Origin of the sequence: Sedimentitalea sp. XS_ASV28 (assembly GCF_041224545.1) — a bacterium.
Lineage (GTDB): Bacteria > Pseudomonadota > Alphaproteobacteria > Rhodobacterales > Rhodobacteraceae > Sedimentitalea.
In genome coordinates, this window is sequence record NZ_JBGFGP010000151.1 from 58157 (window position 1) to 77378 (window position 19222).

A 19222-nucleotide genomic window follows, 5' to 3' on the forward strand; every position below is an offset into this window, starting at 1 on the left:
TCATCAGGCGCGCGCATCATGAACTGGGATGAATTCGGGGATTGGGGCCGAAGGATCTCGGACTGGGCACAGGACTATCACCTGACGGTTGGCGACCGTCCCGTTCGGGCGCAAACAAGGCCCGGCGACATCCTGAATGCGCTGCCCGTCACCCCGCCCGACTCACCGGAAGACATGGAAACCGTGTTCCGCGACTTTGAGAACATCGTGATGCCGGGCATCACACATTGGCAGCATCCCCGTTTCTTCGCCTATTTCAACGCCAATGCCGCCGCTCCGTCGGTGCTGGCGGAATTCCTGGTCAGTGCCATCGCCCCGCAATGTATGCTCTGGCAAACCTCTCCGGCCGCAACCGAGATGGAAACCCGGATGATGGACTGGCTGCGCCAATCGCTGGGGCTGCCCGCTGGTTTCGAGGGTGTCATTCAGGACAGCGCAAGCTCCGCCACACTCGCCGCCGTTCTGACGATGCGCGAGCGCGCGCTGAACTGGACCGGCAACATTTCGGGACTGGCGGGAAATCCGCAACTCAGGGTCTATTGCTCGGCCGAGGTTCATACATCGGTCGACCGTGCCATCTGGATCTCGGGCATCGGGCAGGACAATCTCGTGCGGGTGCCGATCAGCGGAGACTGGCGCGGCATGGATCCCGACGCACTGGACGCGGCCATACGCGCGGACAAGGCGGCGGGGCTGACGCCGGCCGGCGTGATCCTCTGTGTCGGCGGGACGGGAACCGGTGCGACCGACCCGGTCGATGCCTGCCTGCAAATAGCAGAGGCACATGGTCTATATACCCATGTGGATGCCGCATGGGCCGGTTCCGCGATGATATGCCCTGAGTTTCGGCATTACTGGCCCGGCATCGAGCGCGCGGACAGCATCGTGTTCAACCCGCATAAGTGGCTCGGCGTGCAATTCGATTGCTCGGCACACTTCCTGCGCAACCCGGATGACCTGGTCAGGACGCTGGCGATTCAGCCGGAATATCTCAAGACCCACGGCCACGACGGCATCATCAACTATTCCGAATGGTCGGTGCCCTTGGGCCGTCGCTTTCGCGCGCTCAAGATCTGGTTCCTCCTGCGGACCTACGGGCTGGAAGGGCTGCGCGAGCGCCTGCGCAATCACGTGAGATGGTCGGAAGCGTTGCACGACAAACTCGCCGCGACACCGGATTTCGAGATCACGTCGACACGGATGTGGTCGCTCTTTACCTTCCGCCATGCACCGCGCGGCGTGAGCGAACTTGACGACCTGAACCTGCGCCTGTTGAACGCGATCAATGATGACGGACGCATCTATCTGACCCAAACACGGGTTGACGGCAATCTGGTGATCCGTTTCCAGGCCGGTCAATTCGAGACAACGGAGGCCGATGTCATGATGGCATATGACGTCATCACCGAAATCGCGGAAGCGCTCGCATGACGCCGCAGGATATTCGCGATGCAGCAGATGCGCTGATCGAGGCGGATCGATCGGGGCGCCAGATCGGCCTTTTGTCGCTGCGCTATCCCGGCATGACGCTGGATGACGCATATGCGGTCCAGGCGGCCCTGATCACCGCCAAATATGCCCAAGGACGCCGCAAGATCGGATGGAAGATCGGCCTGACGAGCCGCGCCATGCAGCAGGCGTTGAACATCACCACTCCCGACAGCGGCATATTGCTGGACGACATGCTCTTTCAGTCCGGTGACACGGTGCAGAACGGGCGGTACATCCAGCCGCGGATCGAGGCGGAAATCGCCTTTGTCATGGGCTCTTCTCTGAGCGGCGCGAACTGTACCCGTGAAGAGGTTATCGCCGCCACCGATCACGTCTCGCCCGCGCTCGAGATTCTCGACACAAGGGTTTTGCGTACCGATCCCGACACCGGCCAGCCCAGGGTCATAACGGATACCATTTCCGATAACGCGGCGAATGCGGGAATTGTGCTGGGCCGCTCGAAACACGCGATTGCGGATCACGACCTGCGTTGGGTCGGGGCCATCGTCAGCCGCGACGACACGGTCGAGGAAACCGGGCTTGGGGCCGGTGTTCTCAACGATCCGGTGACTTCGGTTCTCTGGCTCGCGCGGCGTCTTGCGGAACATGGACAAGCCATCGAGGCGGGCGATATCGTCTTGTCAGGATCGTTCATCCGCCCGCTCGAAGCGCCGTCCGGCTCTCGCATCCAAGCCGACTTTGGTCCCTTCGGGTCGGTAAAGATCACATTCGACTAGAGGATATCCCATGCCCGCACCAACCAATATGCTCAAGCAGCGATTTCAGGCCGGCGACACCACCTTTGGCTGCTGGCTCAGCTTCGCCGAAGCCGGGCCGACGGAAGTCATGGGCACCGCCGGCTTCGACTGGCTTGTGATCGACGGAGAGCACGCGCCAAATGACGTGCGTTCGATCCGTGACCAGCTGATGGCGCTGCAAGCAAGCCCGTCGCCCGCGATCGTGCGCGTTCCGGTGGGCGAGCCGTGGATCATCAAGCAGGTACTGGATATCGGAGCGCAATCGATTCTCGTGCCCATGATCGAAAGCGGCGAACAGGCCGCGCAGATGGTGCGCGCATGCACCTATCCGCCCACGGGCATGCGCGGCGTCGGTGCCACCAGCACGCGGTCGTCGCGCTTTTCCACCATCGAGGATTACGTGCATACCGCCGATGACCAGATCGCGCTGATCCTGCAGGTCGAAAACCGTGCCGGGATTGCCGCACTGGATGACATCCTTGCCGTGGACGGCGTGGATTGTGTCTTTATCGGCCCGGCCGACCTGGCGGCGGATATGGGGCATCGCGGCAATCCCGGCCATCCCGACGTGCACGGCACAATCGTGGAAACGCTGGGGCGGATTGCCGCTGCCGGCAAGGTGCCGGGCATCCTGTCGCTCTCTGACGATGTCATCGAAAGCTATGTCGAGGCCGGTGCCCGGTTTGTCGCCGTCGCGATCGATGTCATCACGCTGAGCAGGGCGGCACAGGCAACCGCCAGACGCTGGATCAAACCGGCATAGCGCGCATCAGTTCCGTCGCCTTTGCATAGCCGCCGGACGCCCCATCGACGAGATGTATGTGATCGTCCCGATGGATCGAGGGCACGAAACAGGTGATCATCGCCGCCTCCTGCTCGAAGAGACCAAATCGCAGGATGCCGTCCGCGCGGGCGGCGTCCAGCAGCGACCGGATACGCGCCTGGGTTTCGGCATCGCAATCCAGCGTCATTTTCAACCCGTCATCGAATTTGCGAAAATCCGCATTGGTGCTGACCACGGCCTTGTAGTGTTTGGGTTCGAAGTTCCCGGTCTTGAGGCCGGCCTTGAAGAAAATCCACGCAATCGTGTTTTCGAGCAACAATTCCAGCCGCCGCCGGAATACTGACGTCCTGCCTCGTGACACATGCGCCTCGATATCAAGCCCCGGTGGCGGAAATTGCAGTCCGGGCCCATCTGGCGGCAAGGGATGCCCGCTGCGGTTCAGCCCCTCGGCCAGATCGACGATGTCGCGCAGTATCCTGTCGAACGCCGCGGCTGACTTTCCTTGCACCGGCTTGACCACGAGGGACAGAATGCTGCCGTTGCGCGCGCTTGCATTACTCCAGCGGCATGAGAGGCCCTCAAGGTCTGGGAGCGCGCCGGATTCTGCGGCGGGCAACAGATTATCACCCGCTTTCATCCGCTCATCCGCCCAGGACAGGCCCCCGCCACTGAACATCGCGTAATCGATCGCCTCCGATGCCTGATACCGCGCAACGGATACGTCGAAGCCTGCAGCGCGAATTTCGCAGACCGGCACCTGCGCAACCCGTAGCGACACGCCGAATTCCTCGTCCGCCCACCGTTTCAGCACACCGAGAATGCGCGCGGAATCTGCCGCATGTTCCGGATCCATCGCGAGCGTCGCGCCATCTCCTCCGAAAATGTAGGGAAAGGTATGACCGTCGCCCGCATTTAAATGCGCCGATATGACCGATGCACCGATCATGTTGACCAGCTTGTATTTACCGTCGGCGATCAATGCGGTCGATCCGACAATATCTGCCGTCGCGACGATCCAGTCCTCCGGGAGCGGCGTATAGCTTGCCGGATCCGTCAATGCGCTGAATTGCGCAATGCGCGGCAGACTTTCGTAAAACCCGGTCGTATCCTTCATCGCTGGTCGCCTGCCATGTCCAGTACCCTTTATGTAGGTGCTTTCCCGGCCCTGTCTATCCAGGTTGCACATGCCTCACGCGCATGTCACCCAAACGACGACAGTGAAGGAGTAAAACATGCAGGCCGGTCTGATCGTATTATGTCTTGCATATGTGCTCAGTCAGTTTTTTCGCGCCTTCCTTGCGGTGCTGACCTCGGCGCTGGCACGTGACACGGGCACCGGACCGGATGATCTCGCGGCGGCATCGGGGCTGTGGTTCCTGACCTTTGCCGCGATGCAGGTGCCGGTCGGCTGGGCGCTCGACCGGTTCGGGCCCCGGCGCACCGCCGCAAGCCTGTTATTCCTGGGCGGCGGCGGTGGCGCCGCACTGTTCGCCATGGCAACCGCGCCGCTACACATCAAGCTTGCCATGTTGCTGATCGGCATAGGATGCTCGCCGGTGCTGATGGCATCCTATTATATCTTCGCGCGCGAATTCCCGCCCGCCCGGTTCGCCGTCCTCGCGGCGCTGATGCTCGGGGTGGGGTCCGTCGGCAACCTGGTGGCATCCTACCCGATGGCACTTGCGGTGGAATTCATCGGCTGGCGCGGGTCTCTCGTCGCCCTGTCGTTCCTCTCCATCGTCGTGGCTGGCGGAATCTTCACGCTTGTCCAGGATCCGGAGACCATACCCGGCAGCAAAGGCGGCTCGGTGCTTGAATTGCTCAAACTGCCGGCGATATGGACGATCCTGCCGATGATGCTGGTCAATTACGCACCGGCGGCGGCGCTGCGCGGATTGTGGATCGGGCCGTATCTCGGGGATGTATTTGGCCTCGGAACCGCGCAGATCGGACAGGCCACTTTTGTGATGGGCGCCGCCATGATCGCCGGAACGCTCGCTTACGGGCCGATGGACAGGCTCTTGCGAACGCGCAAATGGGTCGTCTTCGGCGGCAACCTCGCCGTTGCCGTGATCCTCGGCCTGTTGGTGGCAATGATCGACACCAGCGCGGCTCTGTCGATCCTCCTGATGGCATTGATCGGCTTTTTCGGCGCATCCTTTCCAGTGATCATCGCGCATGGGCGCAGTTTCTTTCCACCGCATCTTGTCGGGCGCGGCGTCACCCTGATGAACCTCTTCGGCATCGGCGGAGCGGGCATCGCGCAGTTCGCCTCGGGGCGCATTCATGAACACATGGCCCCGTATGGCGCGACCCAGGCCTATGCGGCGATTTTCGCGTTTTTCGGCCTGATGCTGCTCGCCGGAACACTTCTTTACCTGTTCAGCCGCGACCGCCTGGACTGAGCCCCCCTTTTCCCCGCTGCCGTTTGTCGCTAAGAGGCCGCAGCCGGCATATGTGTCGGCGCAAATTCTGGAGAAACAAGATGGGTTATCGCATCGTCGTCGTCGGTGCCACGGGCAATGTGGGCCGTGAAATGCTGAACATCCTGGCCGAGCGCCAGTTCCCGGTTGCCGAGATTGCCGCGCTGGCAAGCCGCAAATCGCTGGGAACCGAGGTGAGCTTTGGCGACACGACCCTGACAACCAAGGATCTTGATACCTTCGATTTCACCGGCTGGGACATGGCCCTGTTCGCGGTGGGCTCCGACGCCACCAAAACCTATGCGCCCAAGGCCGCCGCCGCGGGCTGCGTGGTGATCGACAACAGCTCGCTCTATCGCTACGATTCGGACGTACCGCTGATCGTGCCCGAGGTGAACGCGGATGCGATCATGGGCTACTCCAAAAAGAACATAATCGCCAATCCGAACTGTTCGACCGCGCAGATGGTCGTGGCACTCAAGCCGCTGCATGATCGCGCCCGGATCAAGCGCGTCGTGGTCAGCACCTATCAATCTGTGTCCGGTGCCGGCAAGGAAGGCATCGACGAGCTGTGGGATCAGACAAAGAGCATTTACAATCCGGTCGATGACAAGCCGGCCAGGAAGTTCACCAAGCAGATCGCATTCAACGTCATCCCGCATATCGACGTCTTCATGGAAGACGGCTCGACCAAGGAAGAATGGAAGATGGTGGCCGAAACCAAGAAGATCGTCGATCCCGCGATCAAGGTCACGGCGACCTGTGTGCGGGTGCCGGTTTTCGTCGGCCATTCCGAAGCGGTGAACATCGAGTTCGAGGATCATCTCGACGAGGACGAGGCCCGCGAAATTCTGCGCGAAGCGCCTGGCATCATGGTCATCGACAAGCGCGAAGACGGTGGTTACGTGACCCCGGTCGAGTGCGTCGGCGATTATGCCACCTTCATCAGCCGCATCCGCCAGGACAGCACCATCGACAACGGTCTGAACCTGTGGTGCGTGTCCGACAACCTGCGCAAGGGCGCGGCGCTGAACGCGGTTCAGATCGCCGAAACGCTGGGCACGCGGGTCCTGCAAAAGGGCTGAAACACGGCCATCGGGTCAAAGGGGCGGCGCGTGCCGCCCCAAGTTTCCGACCACGCTCGGCCTGGTCGTGCAACCATATCCGGCGCTTTGCTGATTTTCACATAGACGAACCGCGGCCACGATCCGCGATGTCGCTCAGACCGGATAAAACTTGTGCGTGCCCGGATCGTAGCATTCCAGCCCGCCTTCTCCGATATCGGTCCAGAGCCCATGCAGGCTCAGTTCGCCCTCCCTGATCGCCTCCTCCACGAATGGAAAGGTCATCAGGTTCTCGAGCGACGCCACGACCGCCTGTTTCTCGAACTGGCGCGCCTGTTCGCCGGCATCGCCGATTTCAGAGACCAGATCGAACTTGGGACGCAGGATGTCCATCCAGCGCCCCACAAAGCTCTCCTTCGCCTCCAGTTCGGGGGCGTTGCCCTTGCACATGTCGATACAGCCCGCAACACCACCGCATTGCGAATGGCCCAGCACGATCAGATGCGCCACCTTGAGCACGGTGACGGCGTATTCGACCGTGGCGCTGGTTCCGTGATGATCGCCGTCAGGTTCGTAAGGCGGCACCAGATTTGCGATATTGCGGTGAATAAAGAACTCGCCCTGATCCGCACCGAAGATCGAGGTGACGTGAACCCGGCTGTCGCAACATGAGATCACCATCGCACGCGGACGCTGGCCTTCGTTGGCCAATCGCCGATACCAGCCACGATTCTCCTCGTATGCAGTGGCTTTCCAGCCATGATACCGTTGCACGAGATAGGCAGGCAGGGGTTTGGCAAACTTCATCTATCGTTCCCTTTTGATTGAACGGTCTGGCGCTGTCTTCTGCCGTGTCATTATCCGGAAATCTAGCCAAATTCGAGCAATTCCGATGCCCGAGGCGAAACCTTTTGCAAACCAGTGTGCCCGATGATGGGAAAGCCGTGGGGGCATCAGAACGATTTGGGGTGAAGAAAGTGGACAGCATTACGACATTGAATCCAACCGAGACCGTTCGGCTGGATCATGACCGCCTGAATGCGCTGTATCTGCAATTGGGCGAAGCGGGAGCAGAGGATGTCGTGTGCCGCGCGATCGAGGAACTGGCGGTTCGATTGGCACATTGCGAAAGATGCTGGCGACAGCGCCAAGTCACCGAACTGCGCAAGAACGCGCGGTCGCTGATCGCGATTTCCGAGCAGATCGGCATGTGCGAGATCGCGCAGGCTGCCGGCGACGTGACAAGGACCATCGACAATGGCGATGACGTGGCCTGTGCCGCGACCTTGTTCCGGTTGATCCGGCTTGGGGATCGTTCGTTGACTGCCGTCTGGAACCTGCGTGATCTTTCCCTCTGACAGGGCTTGCAGTGCGGCGCTGCGCGGCTAGTCTGGCGCTCAGCTTCATGACCCGAGAGTGCCCGATGCCCCATTGCCTTGCCAAGGACGCCCAAGACGCGATCGACCTGCATATCATTGACACCACGTCGCTGGACGACTGGCTCGCCGGACAGGATGAGTCAGTGCACGACTGGGTGCGCCTGAACGGATTTTCAGGCAAGCTCGGCCAGACATTGCTGGTTCCGGCAGATGGCGATCGTGCAGTCATCGCGCTCGCCGGATACGGAACAGCGGCCAAGCGCGCGCGCGGCCATTTCCCATTGGCATCGGCAGCCACGAAATTGCCCGAGGGAACCTATCGCATCGCCTCCGGCCTGCCGGAGGATATGGCGGAAACCGAATGCCTTGGCTGGCTACTCTCGGGCTATCGCTTTGATCGGTACAAAAGCAAATCCGACAAGGTCGTGGCCCTGGTTCCGCCGCAAGGTGTGGACGCCGATAAGGTTGCGATACTGGCCGAGGCGGAAACCATGATCCGCGATCTGGTCAATACGCCCGCGTCGGACATGAGCCCTCGGCATCTCGCCGAGGCGGCCACGGCGCTGGCTGAGGAACATGGCGCAGAGATCACCACCATCGTCGGCGATGACCTGCTCGAACGGAACTTCCCGCTGATCCACACGGTTGGCCGCGCGGCGGCCACCCCTCCGCGCCTGATCGACATGAGGTGGGGGGCGAGCGGCCCCAAACTGACGCTTGTCGGGAAAGGGGTCTGCTTTGACACGGGCGGTCTCAACCTGAAACCCGGCAGCAGCATGAGCCTGATGAAAAAGGACATGGGCGGCGCGGCGCATGTCTTGGGCATTGCCCGGATGATCATGGCGATGAAACTCCCGATCCGGTTGCGGGTTCTGATTCCGGCGGTCGAAAACTCGGTATCCGGGTCGTCTTTCCGGCCCGGCGACATACTCGCCTCGCGCAAGGGGCTGACGGTTGAAAACAACAATACCGATGCCGAAGGACGGCTTGTACTTGCGGATGCGCTCGCCCTCGCGTCCGAGGACAAGCCTGACCTGATACTGTCGATGGCGACGCTGACGGGGGCCGCGCGGGTCGCGGTCGGGCCCGATATCGCGCCCTTCTACACCGACGATGACGGCGACGCGCTGGCGCTCTCGGCCGCAGGCGCGCGCGTGGATGATCCGGTCTGGCGCATGCCGTTTCACGAGGCCTACGAAACAAGGATCGAACCGGCCAATGCCGATCTCGACAATGCGCCGTCCGGCGGGTTTGCGGGATCGATCACGGCCGCGCTCTTCCTGCGCCGTTTCGTATCCGACGCCCGCTACGTGCATTTCGACATCTATGCGTGGCAACCCTCCAACGCCCCGGCACGGCCGCTCGGTGGCGTCGGAACCGGAGCACGGGCCGTGTTCGATGCCTTGCCCCACATGCTGAAGCTGTGAGCGATCCGCGCCTGACGCCGGCAAATGATCGCGTCGCAGCGGCACATCTGACCGATGCGCCGGCAGACTTGCATCGCGTCATGGCAACCCCCCGCCGGATCATTCGACCGGTCGTCGATCTTTTGCGCACGCCCGATGGTGCACGCGATCGTCAACTTCTGTGGGGTGAAACCGTGGATCTGTACGAAGAGCGCGACGGTATGGGTTTCGTGCAGGCGCGCAAGGATGGCTATGTCGGGTATGTGGACAGCGCGGCATTGGGGCCGGAGGAGACAGCGACACACTGGGTCAGCGCCCCGGCCAGCCATCTTTATCGCGACGCCGACATCAAATCGCCAGAGCACCACATGCTGAGTTTTGGCAGCCGCGTGACCGTGCTGGGCGATGACGCTCCGCTCGCCGAAACCGCCGATGGATTTATTCCGCGCGTGCATCTGCGGCCTGTTGGCAAAACCATGAACGATCCGGTCAGAGTGGCGGCACTGTTTCGGGGAACTCCCTATCTGTGGGGCGGCAACAGCCGGTCCGGACTCGACTGTTCCGGCCTGGTTCAGGCCGCACTTCTTGCATGCGGGGTAACGTGCCCCGGCGATTCCGACCTGCAACAATCCGCATTGGGCCAATCGGTCACGCAATCTGGCGATTATCGGCGCGGCGACCTCCTGTTCTGGAAGGGCCATGTTGCGATGGTGGTCGATGCCGATACGCTGATTCACGCGAACGGCACGCATATGTCTGTGGTTCTTGAACCGGTCGAGGCCGCGATCCGCCGGATTGAAGCGCAGGGCGAAGGCCCCATCACCGCGCACAAGCGGTTATGATCGGCCAAAATATACCATAGCCAGCCAAGTTTCTCGCCGGGAACAGCCTGTCGCGGATCACTCAACCACGCGGATCAGTTTCCGTTCGAGTGGGCGCAACACGGTCCTGAGGTCAGATCCGCGCTTCAGGATCTGGCCATCCATACCAACCACCGAATACATACCTTGCCGATTGCGCAGCTTTGGACGTTTCTCGATCCGGTAAAGCGGATTCTCGGCGGTGCGCCGGAATACCGAGAACACCGCCAGATCGGAAAGACAGGAAATCCCGTAATCGCGCCACTCGCCCGCAGCGACCATACGGCCATATACGGACAGGATGATGCCAAGTTCGCGCCGGTCGAAGGCCACCTGATCCGACACTGGGCCTTTGGGAAAATGGCTGGGTGGCTGGATTGTCATGCGATCAGCCTTGCCGTGATCGCGCCGCAAATCAAGCCCATAACGCGCCGCCAAAGCGTTTCGCCGCCGGCTGTGACGCTTTTGGCAGAGGTGCCAGCCCGCCCGCGTCGCTGGTCAGCCATCCCTCCACCGCCGGGGTCAGCATCGCATAGGCGCGCGCCACCGCCTCGCGCGGGTTGGTCAGCGGCGCGTCATGCGGCATCAGGTCGGGAACGCATTCCGGAAACCGCAATACGATCCGGCGCCACCGGTGAATCAACAACAGCCGCGCCGCCGTTGCATCAAGCGGATCGTCGATCGCTGTCCGCAATGCACCAAGATCGGCGGCCAGTGCGGCCAGAGCCGCCCGATGGGCCACCCCAAGCTGCGCCGCCCGATAGGTGTCGGACAGATGCGTCAGATCGCCAACCAACAGGCAATCGGCCGACTCCGATGCTTCATCGGCCGGGATTATCCGTATGCTCTCGCCGCCTGCGCCGGTCAGGGTGACGGCGGCAGCCCATCGCAACACCGGTTCGATGCGCGGCGGTGCGTAGATTCGTGCTGTCGCGAATGCAAATCGGTCGAGCCCCTGCGCCGTGAGCCGATACCGGCTGCTGCGCCCGGCCCGTTCGCTGTGGACCCAGCCGTCGCTGCTCAGCCGCGACAACGCGGTGCGCAACGCCCCCTGTTCCACCCCGACCCTCCCGAGCACCATCCGCAAGCGCGTGCTGGAAATTTCACCGCCGCGATGCTGCACGAGATCGCCAAAGGCGGTGATCACCAGCGACCAGACGCGAAGCCGTCCCTGCGCATGCAAGGCGGAGATAAGCGGGGCAAGCGGGTCCATCCGCCAGCCTTACCGCGTATAGGATACCATCGTCAAAAGCTCATACTCGGCAACCTGATCGCCATCCTGGTTGGTCAGCGTCACGTTCCAGGCGACTTCGCCATAGGTATCGGTGCGCCGGGTCTTGCGCTTGCAGGTCAGCCGCACCCGGATGCTGTCGCCCGGGCTGACCGGTTTCTGGAAACTCAGCCCGTTCAGACCTGTATTGGCGAGCACCGGACCCGGATCGGGCTGAACGAACAACCCGGCAGCGAAGGACAGCAGCAAATAGCCATGCGCGACACGGCCCGGGAAGAACGGGTTCGCCCTGGCCGCCTCTTCATCCGTATGCGCGTAAAAGGTATCGCCGGTGAAATCCGCAAAATGCGCGATGTCATCCAGTGTTACCACGCGCGGATTCGTGTGCAGCGTGTCACCGATCCGGATTTCGTTGAAGGTGCGTTGGAACGGGTGCTGCGCAGGCGTCTGCTCGGTTGCACCGGGCTGCCACTGACCGGTGATCGCGGCTATCACATCCGGACTGCCCTGAATGGCGGTGCGCTGCATGTAATGCAGTACGCCGCGCACCCCGCCAAGCTCCTCGCCGCCTCCGGCACGGCCCGGTCCGCCATGCACCATATGGGGCAGCGGGGCACCGTGGCCGGTTGCTTCCCCCGCGCTGCTCGCGCCATTGATATACAACCGCCCGTGCCACGCCGCGCTGGTCAGCGTCACCTGCCGGGCCACCTGGGGATCGTCGGTGACCAGAGACGCCACCAGCGACCCGCCGCCGCGATTGGCCAGCGCCGCCGCATGCGCGGTGTCGCGATAGGGCATCAGGGTCGAAACCGGTCCGAACGCTTCGAGTTCGTGTACCGCACGCGCCGCATCCGGGTCATCGCAGCGCAGCAGCGTCGGTGCGAGGAACGCGCCACCGGCACCTGCGCCGATCAGATCAACCTGCTCCGGGTCACCTGTCAGGCGCGTGGTTTCCTGCGCCAATGCCGAAAGCTTGTCGAGCACATCGGATTTTTGCGCCGCGCTCGCCAACGCGCCCATGCGCACGCCATCGGCCGCCGGGTCGCCCACCGAAACCCCGGCCAGACGGGCGGTCAGCGCCTCTGCCACATCGACCATCGCGGATTGCGGCACGATAATGCGCCGGATCGCGGTGCATTTCTGCCCCGCCTTGGTGGTGATTTCGTTGGCGGCCTCCTTGATGAACGCCTCGAACGCGGGCGACCCGGACGTGACATCGGGGCCGAGGATTGTGGCGTTCAGGCTGTCCTGCTCCGCGTGGAACCGCACCGAATTACGCATCAGCGCCGGATTGCTCCGCAGGTGCAGCGCCGTGTCTGCCGAACCGGTAAAGCTGACCACATCCTGCGCCCCGAGACGGTCAAGCATGTCGCCGGTACCACCGATAACCAACTGCACCGCCCCCTCGGGCAGAATGCCCGATTCGACGATCATGCGGAAACAGGCCTCGGTCAGGTAACAGGTCTGAGTTGCCGGTTTCACGATCACCGGCATACCGGCAAGGATGGCCGGGGCGAGCTTTTCCAGCATTCCCCAGACCGGGAAGTTGAACGCGTTGATCAACACCGCCACACCCTGTAGCGGCACCGCGATATGCTGACCGACAAATGTGCCACCGCGGGACAGACCCTCGGTGGCCCCGTCGACATAGACCTGCCCGTCGGGCATCTCGCGCCGGCCCTTGCTCGCGATCACCATCATCGTGCCGATGCCGCCATCGATATCAATGGCGCCGTCCCGACGGGTCGCGCCGGTCAGCGGGTTGATCGCATAGAGCTCTTCCTTGCGTTCACCGAGATAGACCGCCAGCGCCTTTATCAACCGGGCACGGTCATGAAACCCCATCGCGCGCAAGGCCGGGCCTCCCACGGTCCGCCCCCAGTCAAGCATGCCCTGGATATCGAGCGCCGCGCCCCCGGCCATTGCGATCTGTTCGCCGGTGACCGGCCCATGAACCGCCCGCGATTCGGCACCTGGCCCGATCCATTTCCCAATCGCATAGCTTGCCGGTTTCAGCATTTCGGTTCTCCCCATGTTGCGCTGCTACAATGCACATTCCTGGCGATGAAATCAACACTATTGACCGCACGGTCGGTTTTATGCAGGGTAGGTTTACCTTGGAGGAGGCGGATATGACACCACAGGAACGTGCCGAACGCAGTGCAGCTGCAATGTGGGCCAGCGACGCCGCGTCGCAGTGGCTGGGCATGACTCTGGACGCTGTTGGCCCGGGCACCGCAACCATGTCTTTCACGGTTCAGGACCATCACCTGAACGGGCACAGGATTTGTCATGGCGGCTATATATTTACGCTGGCGGACAGCGCCTTTGCCTTTGCCTGCAACAGTTACAACCAGGTGACCGTGGCGCAGGAAAACTCGATCACCTACCTGACACCGGGACAGCCGGGCGAACGGCTGACCGCCAGCGCGGTCGAATCGGCCCGCACCGGACGCTCCGGTGTCTACGACATCACCGTGACCGGCGCGGATGGCCGCAAGGTTGCCCTGTTCCGGGGCCTGTCGCGCACCATCAAAGGCCAGAATTTCGAGGAGACACCATGACACACGCCTATCTGTGCGACGGGCTGCGCACCCCCATCGGTCGCTACGGCGGCGCCCTTTCCGGCGTCCGGCCCGACGATATGCTCGCCCATGTGCTGCGCGAGGTTACCGCACCCCATGACGGCATCGAGATCGACGAAGTGCTTGCCGGGTGCGCCAACCAGGCCGGCGAAGACAATCGCAATATCGCGCGCATGTCGGCGCTGCTGGCCGGGCTTCCCGACACGGTGCCCGGTGGCACAATCAACCGGTTGTGCGGCTCGGGGCTGGATGCCGTGGGCTCTGCCGCGCGGATGGTGCGTTGTGGCGAGGCCGAGGTGGTGATCGCCTGCGGCGTTGAAAGCATGAGCCGCGCGCCGCTGGTGATGCCCAAGGCCGATGCCGCGTTCTCGCGCAAGGCCGAGATCTATGACACCACCATCGGCTGGCGCTTTGTGAATCGCGAGATGCACAAGCATTTCGGCACGGACTCGATGCCCGAGACCGCCGAGAACGTCGCCTCGGATTTCAATATCGAGCGCGCGGCGCAAGACTCCTTTGCCCTGCGGTCACAGGAACGCGCCGCCGCTGCGATTGCCAGCGGACGGCTGGCGCGCGAGATCGCTCCGGTCAGTATCCCGCAGCGCAAGGGCGACCCAAAAATCGTCGATACCGACGAGCACCCGCGCCAGACCACGCTGGAAAAACTGGCCAGCCTGCCCACCCCGTTCCGGCAGGGCGGCAGCGTCACCGCGGGCAACGCGTCCGGTGTAAACGACGGCGCGGCGGCGGTGATCGTCGCGTCCGAAGCGGCGGTGCAAAAATACGGCCTGACGCCGCGCGCGCGCATCGCGGGCATGGCAACGGTCGGCGTACCGCCCCGGATCATGGGGATCGGCCCTGCGCCCGCGACCGAAAAACTGCTGACACGGCACGGTCTCGGCATCGGCGATATCGACCTGATCGAATTGAACGAGGCCTTTGCCGCACAGGGGTTGGCCGTGACCCGTCGACTTGGCCTGCCCGATGATGCCGACCACGTGAACCCGCATGGCGGCGCTATCGCCCTTGGCCATCCGCTCGGCATGTCCGGGACGCGGTTGGCGCTCACTGCCTCGATTACAATGACTGACAATGACATGAACCGCGCGATCTGCACCATGTGCATCGGCGTTGGTCAGGGTATTGCCCTCTTGCTGGAGAAAGCCTGATGAAGGATCTGTCCCCCCGCCCCGGTGACCTTGAATCGATCGAAACCGCGAGCCGGGATGAAATTACCGCACTTCAGGTCAAACGCCTGCAATGGTCGCTGAAGCACGCCTATGACAACGTACCGTTCTACAAGTCCAGCTTCGACGCCGCTGGCGTGCACCCCGATGACCTGACCACACTGTCCGATCTGGCCAAGTTTCCGTTCACCGTGAAACAGGATTTGCGCGACAACTATCCGTTCAACATGTTTGCGGTCCCGCGCGAGAAATTGCGCCGTGTGCATGCATCGTCGGGCACCACCGGGCAACCCACCGTCGTCGGCTATACGCAGGGCGATCTGGATGTGTGGGGCGCGGTCGTGGCGCGCAGCTTGCGTGCCGCCGGACTGCGCCGTGGCGACATGCTGCATAACGCTTATGGTTACGGCCTGTTCACCGGCGGGTTGGGCGTGCATCTGGGGGCCGATGCACTTGGCCTGTCCACTGTGCCCGTCTCGGGTGGCATGACCGAACGCCAGGTGCGTCTGATCCGCGATTTCCAGCCCAAGGGCATCACCGTCACACCGTCTTATGCCCTGTCGATCCTCGACGAGTTCAACACCGCAGGCATGGACCCGCGCGAATGCTCGTTGCAGGTGGGCATCTTTGGTGCCGAGCCCTGGACAAACGCCATGCGGCAGGAAATCGAGGCTGCGTTCGACATGCATGCGGTCGATATCTATGGCCTGTCCGAGGTCATGGGCCCCGGCGTGTCGATGGAGTGCGTCGAAACCAAGGATGGCCTGCATATCTGGGAAGATCATTTCTATCCCGAGATCATCAACCCGGAAACCGGCGAGCCGGTGGCGGATGGCGAACAGGGCGAGCTGGTCTTTACCTCGCTGACCAAAGAGGCGTTTCCGATCATCCGTTACCGCACCCGTGACCTGACCCGGCTGTTGCCCGGCACCGCGCGCTCCATGCGGCGGATGGAAAAAGTGACCGGGCGCAGCGACGACATGATCATCCTGCGGGGCGTCAACGTGTTCCCGACCCAGATCGAGGAACAGCTGATGACCGTGAAAGGGCTCGCGCCCCATTTCCAGATCGTGTTGTCCCGGCCCGATCGGATGGACGAAATGCTGGTTCAGGTCGAGGCCATCGAGGGCTTTTCGAGTGCCGACGACCGCGCCCATGCGGCCGCCGACCTGCGCGGCAAGGTCAAGCGCAATGTCGGGGTGACCGTCAAGGTCGATGTCGCGGAACCGGGCGGTGTTGCCCGCAGCCAGGGCAAGGCGGTGCGGATCATCGACAACCGTCCCAAAACCTGATGCCCCGGGGCGTCGCCAGAGATCACGACGAAAAACGTGCCGCCCTGCGCAAGGGTGCGGCACGTTACTTTGCCCGACATGGCTATGACCGCGCATCGATGACCGGCGCCGCCCGCGAATGCGGCGTCTCCAAGGCGTTGATCTATCACTATTATGACAGCAAGGAAGACCTTCTCTTCGATATCCTGCAGTCGCATCTGTCGGAGTTGTCCGAAAGCGTGGAGGCCGCGCGCGAAGATGCCCTGGCGGGGTTGATCCACGCAATTCTCGCCGCCTATGCGGACGCGGATGCCGAACACAAGCTGCAGCTGGATGCGCTGGCCACCCTGCCGCCCGACATGCAGAAGCCGCTTCTCGATCTGCAACGTGGTCTGGTCGGAATCATGTCGGACGCCCTGAAGGCCGAGAACCCGGCGCTTACTGGCGACCGCTTGCGCGCCGCGACGATGTCGGTTTTCGGAATCCTCAACTGGTTTTATATGTGGAACCGGCCGGGCAAGGGGCTGAGCCGTGCGGAATATGCCGATCTTGCCACCGACTTCGTGCGCGGCGGACTTGTCGCTCTCTGAAATTCCACGACACCTGCGGCAGGCAAATCTTCATACATTGCGTCCTAGACTGAACACCGTTGATACGGCGCAAGGGAGCGGTGTGCAGATGATACGACCGGATCATGTGCGAGGCGCGGGGTTCATTCTGGTTTTGCTGCTCCTGACCGGCGGCGTGCTGGCGCAGTCCGGGCAGATCAGCCGGGTCACCGACACCGGCGTGCAAAAGCGCATGATGGCGATGAACGCCAACAACACGGCACTGACGGTGCTGAGCGACATGATGGGCGGGCGGGCGGTTTTCGATCGCGCCCGCGCGCGCGACGCCCGGCGCAGGTTGATCTACACGACCGGTCGCATACCTGCGCTTTTCCGCAAGGCGCATTCAGACCCCCTCTCCAATGCCCGCCCGGAAATCTGGTCAGACTGGCCCGGGTTCAGGCAACAGGCAAAATCGGCGCGATCGGCGGCGCGAAAGCTGGACGTCTCAACCTTGCCACGCCTGCGCAAAACCCTGCCGCGCGTGATCCACGCCTGTCTTGCCTGCCACCGCGCCTACCGCAAGGATATGTGACACACGAAAGCCGGCCTCGAAGATCGGGAGACGCAACACGCTGTTGAATACACAGCCCGGCGTCACAGGTGCAAAGGTGAAACCGGGTCCCGCCGCTCTTTCGGTCATGCGGCAACGCTGCCCCAGGCCCGGTCCAGCCTGCCCTCGGCGAGGTCTTCGGCAGTCAGGAAGATGCGCAGCGCCCTGGCTTCTCCGAACATCCAGCCGAGCAATTCGCTTGACGGCAATTCGAGCAACACCTCCGCCCCGATCTTCGTTGACACGTCGTCCGCCCCGATACTCCCCGTCTCGTGCCGGGCGTTATGCGCCCAGAACGGTTCAAACAGGGCGCGTTGCTCGGGCGGCAACGCGCGCGGATCACCCGCATAAATCTGGCGGCAATGGCGTTCGAATGGCGCGAAATAGGCGCGCGCGGCCTGCCGCAACTGCGTCTGCATACCGCCACAACCACACTTGCAGTCGCCTGATGCCGAGACGAGGGCAAGCGCCGCACTCAACAGGGCCGGCGCAACCTCCTCAAACACTGTCTCTTCGGTTCTGAGCCGATCGAAATCGGCACGCAGCCTGGCCAGACCATCAGCAACCCGATGACAATTCGTGTCTTCAGCACGCCACGCCGCGCCGCCGGTGCGCACCATCAGACATTCCAGCAGCATTTCCGCGCTGGTCCAATCGAAGGGTTGGTATCCCGGCAGGGCCAGATCGACATCGTGCAGCATACCCCATTGCGGCCCTGCCCCCGTATCAGCGAGACCCTGTTCTGCGGCAGCCTGAATCAGCAATGGCCAACGGGGCCGCACGTGCTGGCCCATCGGAGGCGGGCATGTCGTCACCCGTCCCTCGACATGCAGCACGCGCACCGGCAACGCCCCGTGTTCGTGACCGGTCGCGCGAAAGAACACCAGCCAACCGCGTCGCGGCCCGATACCCTGCCAAAGCGTGTCCGGTAATGCGGTACAGTCGATCTGCGCGAGAAACTGGGCGGGTTGCCCGGCAATCATCGGCCAGGCCTCGCCTTCGGGAAGCGCCGGACTGCCGCCCAGCCAACTGCTGAAGGTTGCGCCGGTTGTCCCCGGCAATTGCGGGACCAGAGCCATATGCACTCTGGGCAGAACATCAGGATCGACCGCGTCTTTCAGATCGGCATCGTGCGCCAACGGCACATGCGTGCCCCGGATCGCGACAGACAGATACAAGCCGGCCCCGATTGTTGCGACCGCAATTGTCAGGGGCAAACGTGACGGCTCACCCAACCCCCATATACCCGCGAACATCAAAGTGGCCACGGCCGCAGCACAGGCGATAGCGGAATGTCCAAATCCAAATCTCGTTAAAATCATGACGCATAACCCGGTTTGAAAGGAGGTCAGGAGGCCCGATCAATAAGGCGAAAATTGGGTTTGCATGCGGAATTCACGGGACACGGGCACAGGATCGGCCTTGCACTGTCCAACGAGTTGCATCACGCTCGCGGAAAAACGACGGTCAGGAGACTTGGCGATGCGAACGCGAGCTGCGGTGGCGATTGAGGCGGGGAAGCCGCTTGAGGTTATGGATGTGAATCTCGATGGGCCGCGTGCCGGCGAGGTTCTGATCGAGGTGAAGGCGACGGGTCTGTGCCACACCGACGAGTTCACGCG

At 62.6% G+C, this 19222-nt stretch carries 19 protein-coding genes and 1 pseudogene; 14 read left to right on the forward strand and 6 right to left on the reverse strand.

Going from position 1 to position 19222, the window contains the following annotated elements; translation table 11 throughout:
- The first annotated feature begins 18 nt into the window (after positions 1-18).
- The 3 genes from AB9K34_RS16600 to AB9K34_RS16610 are packed head-to-tail and all read left to right on the forward strand — an operon-like array spanning position 19 to position 3012.
- Entirely contained in the window at positions 19-1431 is a 1413-nt protein-coding gene (locus AB9K34_RS16600) for an aspartate aminotransferase family protein (RefSeq protein WP_369955547.1), read from the forward strand.
- A complete protein-coding gene (gene hpaH / locus AB9K34_RS16605; protein ID WP_369955548.1) occupies positions 1428-2228 on the forward strand; it encodes a 2-oxo-hept-4-ene-1,7-dioate hydratase in 801 nt (266 codons plus the stop codon). The genes AB9K34_RS16600 and hpaH overlap by 4 nt, the downstream gene beginning before the upstream one ends.
- A gap of 10 nt (positions 2229-2238) precedes the next feature.
- Positions 2239-3012 carry an HpcH/HpaI aldolase/citrate lyase family protein gene (locus tag AB9K34_RS16610; RefSeq protein ID WP_369955549.1) on the forward strand — a complete coding sequence of 258 codons (774 nt, stop codon included), beginning with the start codon at positions 2239-2241 and terminating at the stop codon, positions 3010-3012.
- Here the strand turns inward: AB9K34_RS16610 and AB9K34_RS16615 are convergent.
- Positions 2999-4147, reverse strand: a complete 1149-nt coding sequence (locus tag AB9K34_RS16615) for a DUF3095 domain-containing protein (RefSeq protein ID WP_369955550.1) — start codon at positions 4145-4147, stop codon at positions 2999-3001. The genes AB9K34_RS16610 and AB9K34_RS16615 overlap by 14 nt on opposite strands.
- Before the next feature lie 118 nt (positions 4148-4265).
- On the opposite strand from AB9K34_RS16615, the gene AB9K34_RS16620 reads away from it, so the two are divergent.
- Together AB9K34_RS16620 and AB9K34_RS16625 are read left to right on the forward strand one after the other, a co-directional pair.
- A complete protein-coding gene (locus tag AB9K34_RS16620) occupies positions 4266-5438 on the forward strand; it encodes an MFS transporter (protein WP_369955551.1) in 1173 nt (390 codons plus the stop codon).
- Between the two features lie 80 nt (positions 5439-5518).
- Positions 5519-6541 (forward strand): aspartate-semialdehyde dehydrogenase, encoded by a 1023-nt coding sequence (locus AB9K34_RS16625; protein ID WP_369955552.1) that lies wholly within the window; start codon positions 5519-5521, stop codon positions 6539-6541.
- A gap of 135 nt (positions 6542-6676) precedes the next feature.
- On the opposite strand, the gene AB9K34_RS16630 is transcribed toward AB9K34_RS16625, so the two are convergent.
- Entirely contained in the window at positions 6677-7327 is a 651-nt protein-coding gene (locus tag AB9K34_RS16630) for a carbonic anhydrase (RefSeq protein WP_369955553.1), read from the reverse strand.
- Positions 7328-7497: 170 nt separating this feature from the next.
- On the opposite strand from AB9K34_RS16630, the gene AB9K34_RS16635 reads away from it, so the two are divergent.
- The 3 genes from AB9K34_RS16635 to AB9K34_RS16645 are packed head-to-tail and all read left to right on the forward strand — an operon-like array spanning position 7498 to position 10147.
- Positions 7498-7878 carry a hypothetical protein gene (locus AB9K34_RS16635; protein ID WP_369955554.1) on the forward strand — a complete coding sequence of 127 codons (381 nt, stop codon included), beginning with the start codon at positions 7498-7500 and terminating at the stop codon, positions 7876-7878.
- Between the two features lie 47 nt (positions 7879-7925).
- Positions 7926-9326, forward strand: coding sequence for a M17 family metallopeptidase (locus AB9K34_RS16640; RefSeq protein WP_369955555.1), 1401 nt, complete (start codon positions 7926-7928; stop codon positions 9324-9326).
- The gene (locus AB9K34_RS16645; RefSeq protein ID WP_369955556.1) at positions 9323-10147 is read left to right on the forward strand and encodes a C40 family peptidase; all 825 of its coding nucleotides are present in this window, start codon (positions 9323-9325) and stop codon (positions 10145-10147) included. The genes AB9K34_RS16640 and AB9K34_RS16645 overlap by 4 nt, the downstream gene beginning before the upstream one ends.
- Before the next feature lie 57 nt (positions 10148-10204).
- Here the strand turns inward: AB9K34_RS16645 and AB9K34_RS16650 are convergent, their stop codons facing one another.
- Genes AB9K34_RS16650 through paaZ form a run of 3 tightly spaced genes read right to left on the reverse strand, consistent with a single transcriptional unit; the run spans position 10205 to position 13415 of the window.
- Positions 10205-10549, reverse strand: coding sequence for a DUF2794 domain-containing protein (locus tag AB9K34_RS16650; protein WP_369955557.1), 345 nt, complete (start codon positions 10547-10549; stop codon positions 10205-10207).
- Positions 10550-10580: 31 nt separating this feature from the next.
- A complete protein-coding gene (locus AB9K34_RS16655; protein WP_369955558.1) occupies positions 10581-11378 on the reverse strand; it encodes a PaaX family transcriptional regulator C-terminal domain-containing protein in 798 nt (265 codons plus the stop codon).
- A 9-nt stretch (positions 11379-11387) separates the two neighbouring features.
- Positions 11388-13415, reverse strand: a complete 2028-nt coding sequence (gene paaZ / locus AB9K34_RS16660) for a phenylacetic acid degradation bifunctional protein PaaZ (RefSeq protein WP_369955559.1) — start codon at positions 13413-13415, stop codon at positions 11388-11390.
- A 113-nt stretch (positions 13416-13528) separates the two neighbouring features.
- Between paaZ and paaI the strand changes: the two genes are divergently transcribed.
- The 5 genes from paaI to AB9K34_RS16685 all read left to right on the forward strand — a co-directional run bounded on the left by paaI (position 13529) and on the right by AB9K34_RS16685 (position 17582).
- Positions 13529-13960 carry a hydroxyphenylacetyl-CoA thioesterase PaaI gene (gene paaI, locus AB9K34_RS16665; protein WP_369955560.1) on the forward strand — a complete coding sequence of 144 codons (432 nt, stop codon included), beginning with the start codon at positions 13529-13531 and terminating at the stop codon, positions 13958-13960.
- Positions 13957-15150 carry a 3-oxoadipyl-CoA thiolase gene (gene pcaF / locus AB9K34_RS16670; RefSeq protein WP_369955561.1) on the forward strand — a complete coding sequence of 398 codons (1194 nt, stop codon included), beginning with the start codon at positions 13957-13959 and terminating at the stop codon, positions 15148-15150. The genes paaI and pcaF overlap by 4 nt, the downstream gene beginning before the upstream one ends.
- The gene (gene paaK, locus AB9K34_RS16675; RefSeq protein ID WP_369955562.1) at positions 15150-16460 is read left to right on the forward strand and encodes a phenylacetate--CoA ligase PaaK; all 1311 of its coding nucleotides are present in this window, start codon (positions 15150-15152) and stop codon (positions 16458-16460) included. The genes pcaF and paaK overlap by 1 nt, the downstream gene beginning before the upstream one ends.
- Positions 16460-17029 (forward strand): TetR/AcrR family transcriptional regulator, encoded by a 570-nt coding sequence (locus AB9K34_RS16680; RefSeq protein WP_369955563.1) that lies wholly within the window; start codon positions 16460-16462, stop codon positions 17027-17029. Before paaK ends, AB9K34_RS16680 begins: the two co-directional genes overlap by 1 nt.
- A gap of 88 nt (positions 17030-17117) precedes the next feature.
- On the forward strand, positions 17118-17582 hold the full coding sequence (locus AB9K34_RS16685) for a cytochrome c (RefSeq protein WP_369955564.1): 465 nt from the start codon (positions 17118-17120) through the stop codon (positions 17580-17582).
- A 104-nt stretch (positions 17583-17686) separates the two neighbouring features.
- Here the strand turns inward: AB9K34_RS16685 and AB9K34_RS16690 are convergent, their stop codons facing one another.
- On the reverse strand, positions 17687-18778 hold the full coding sequence (locus AB9K34_RS16690) for a DUF1963 domain-containing protein (protein WP_369955565.1): 1092 nt from the start codon (positions 18776-18778) through the stop codon (positions 17687-17689).
- A gap of 304 nt (positions 18779-19082) precedes the next feature.
- Here AB9K34_RS16690 and AB9K34_RS16695 point away from each other — a divergent pair.
- Positions 19083-19222, forward strand: a pseudogene (locus AB9K34_RS16695) (S-(hydroxymethyl)glutathione dehydrogenase); the annotation flags it as partial.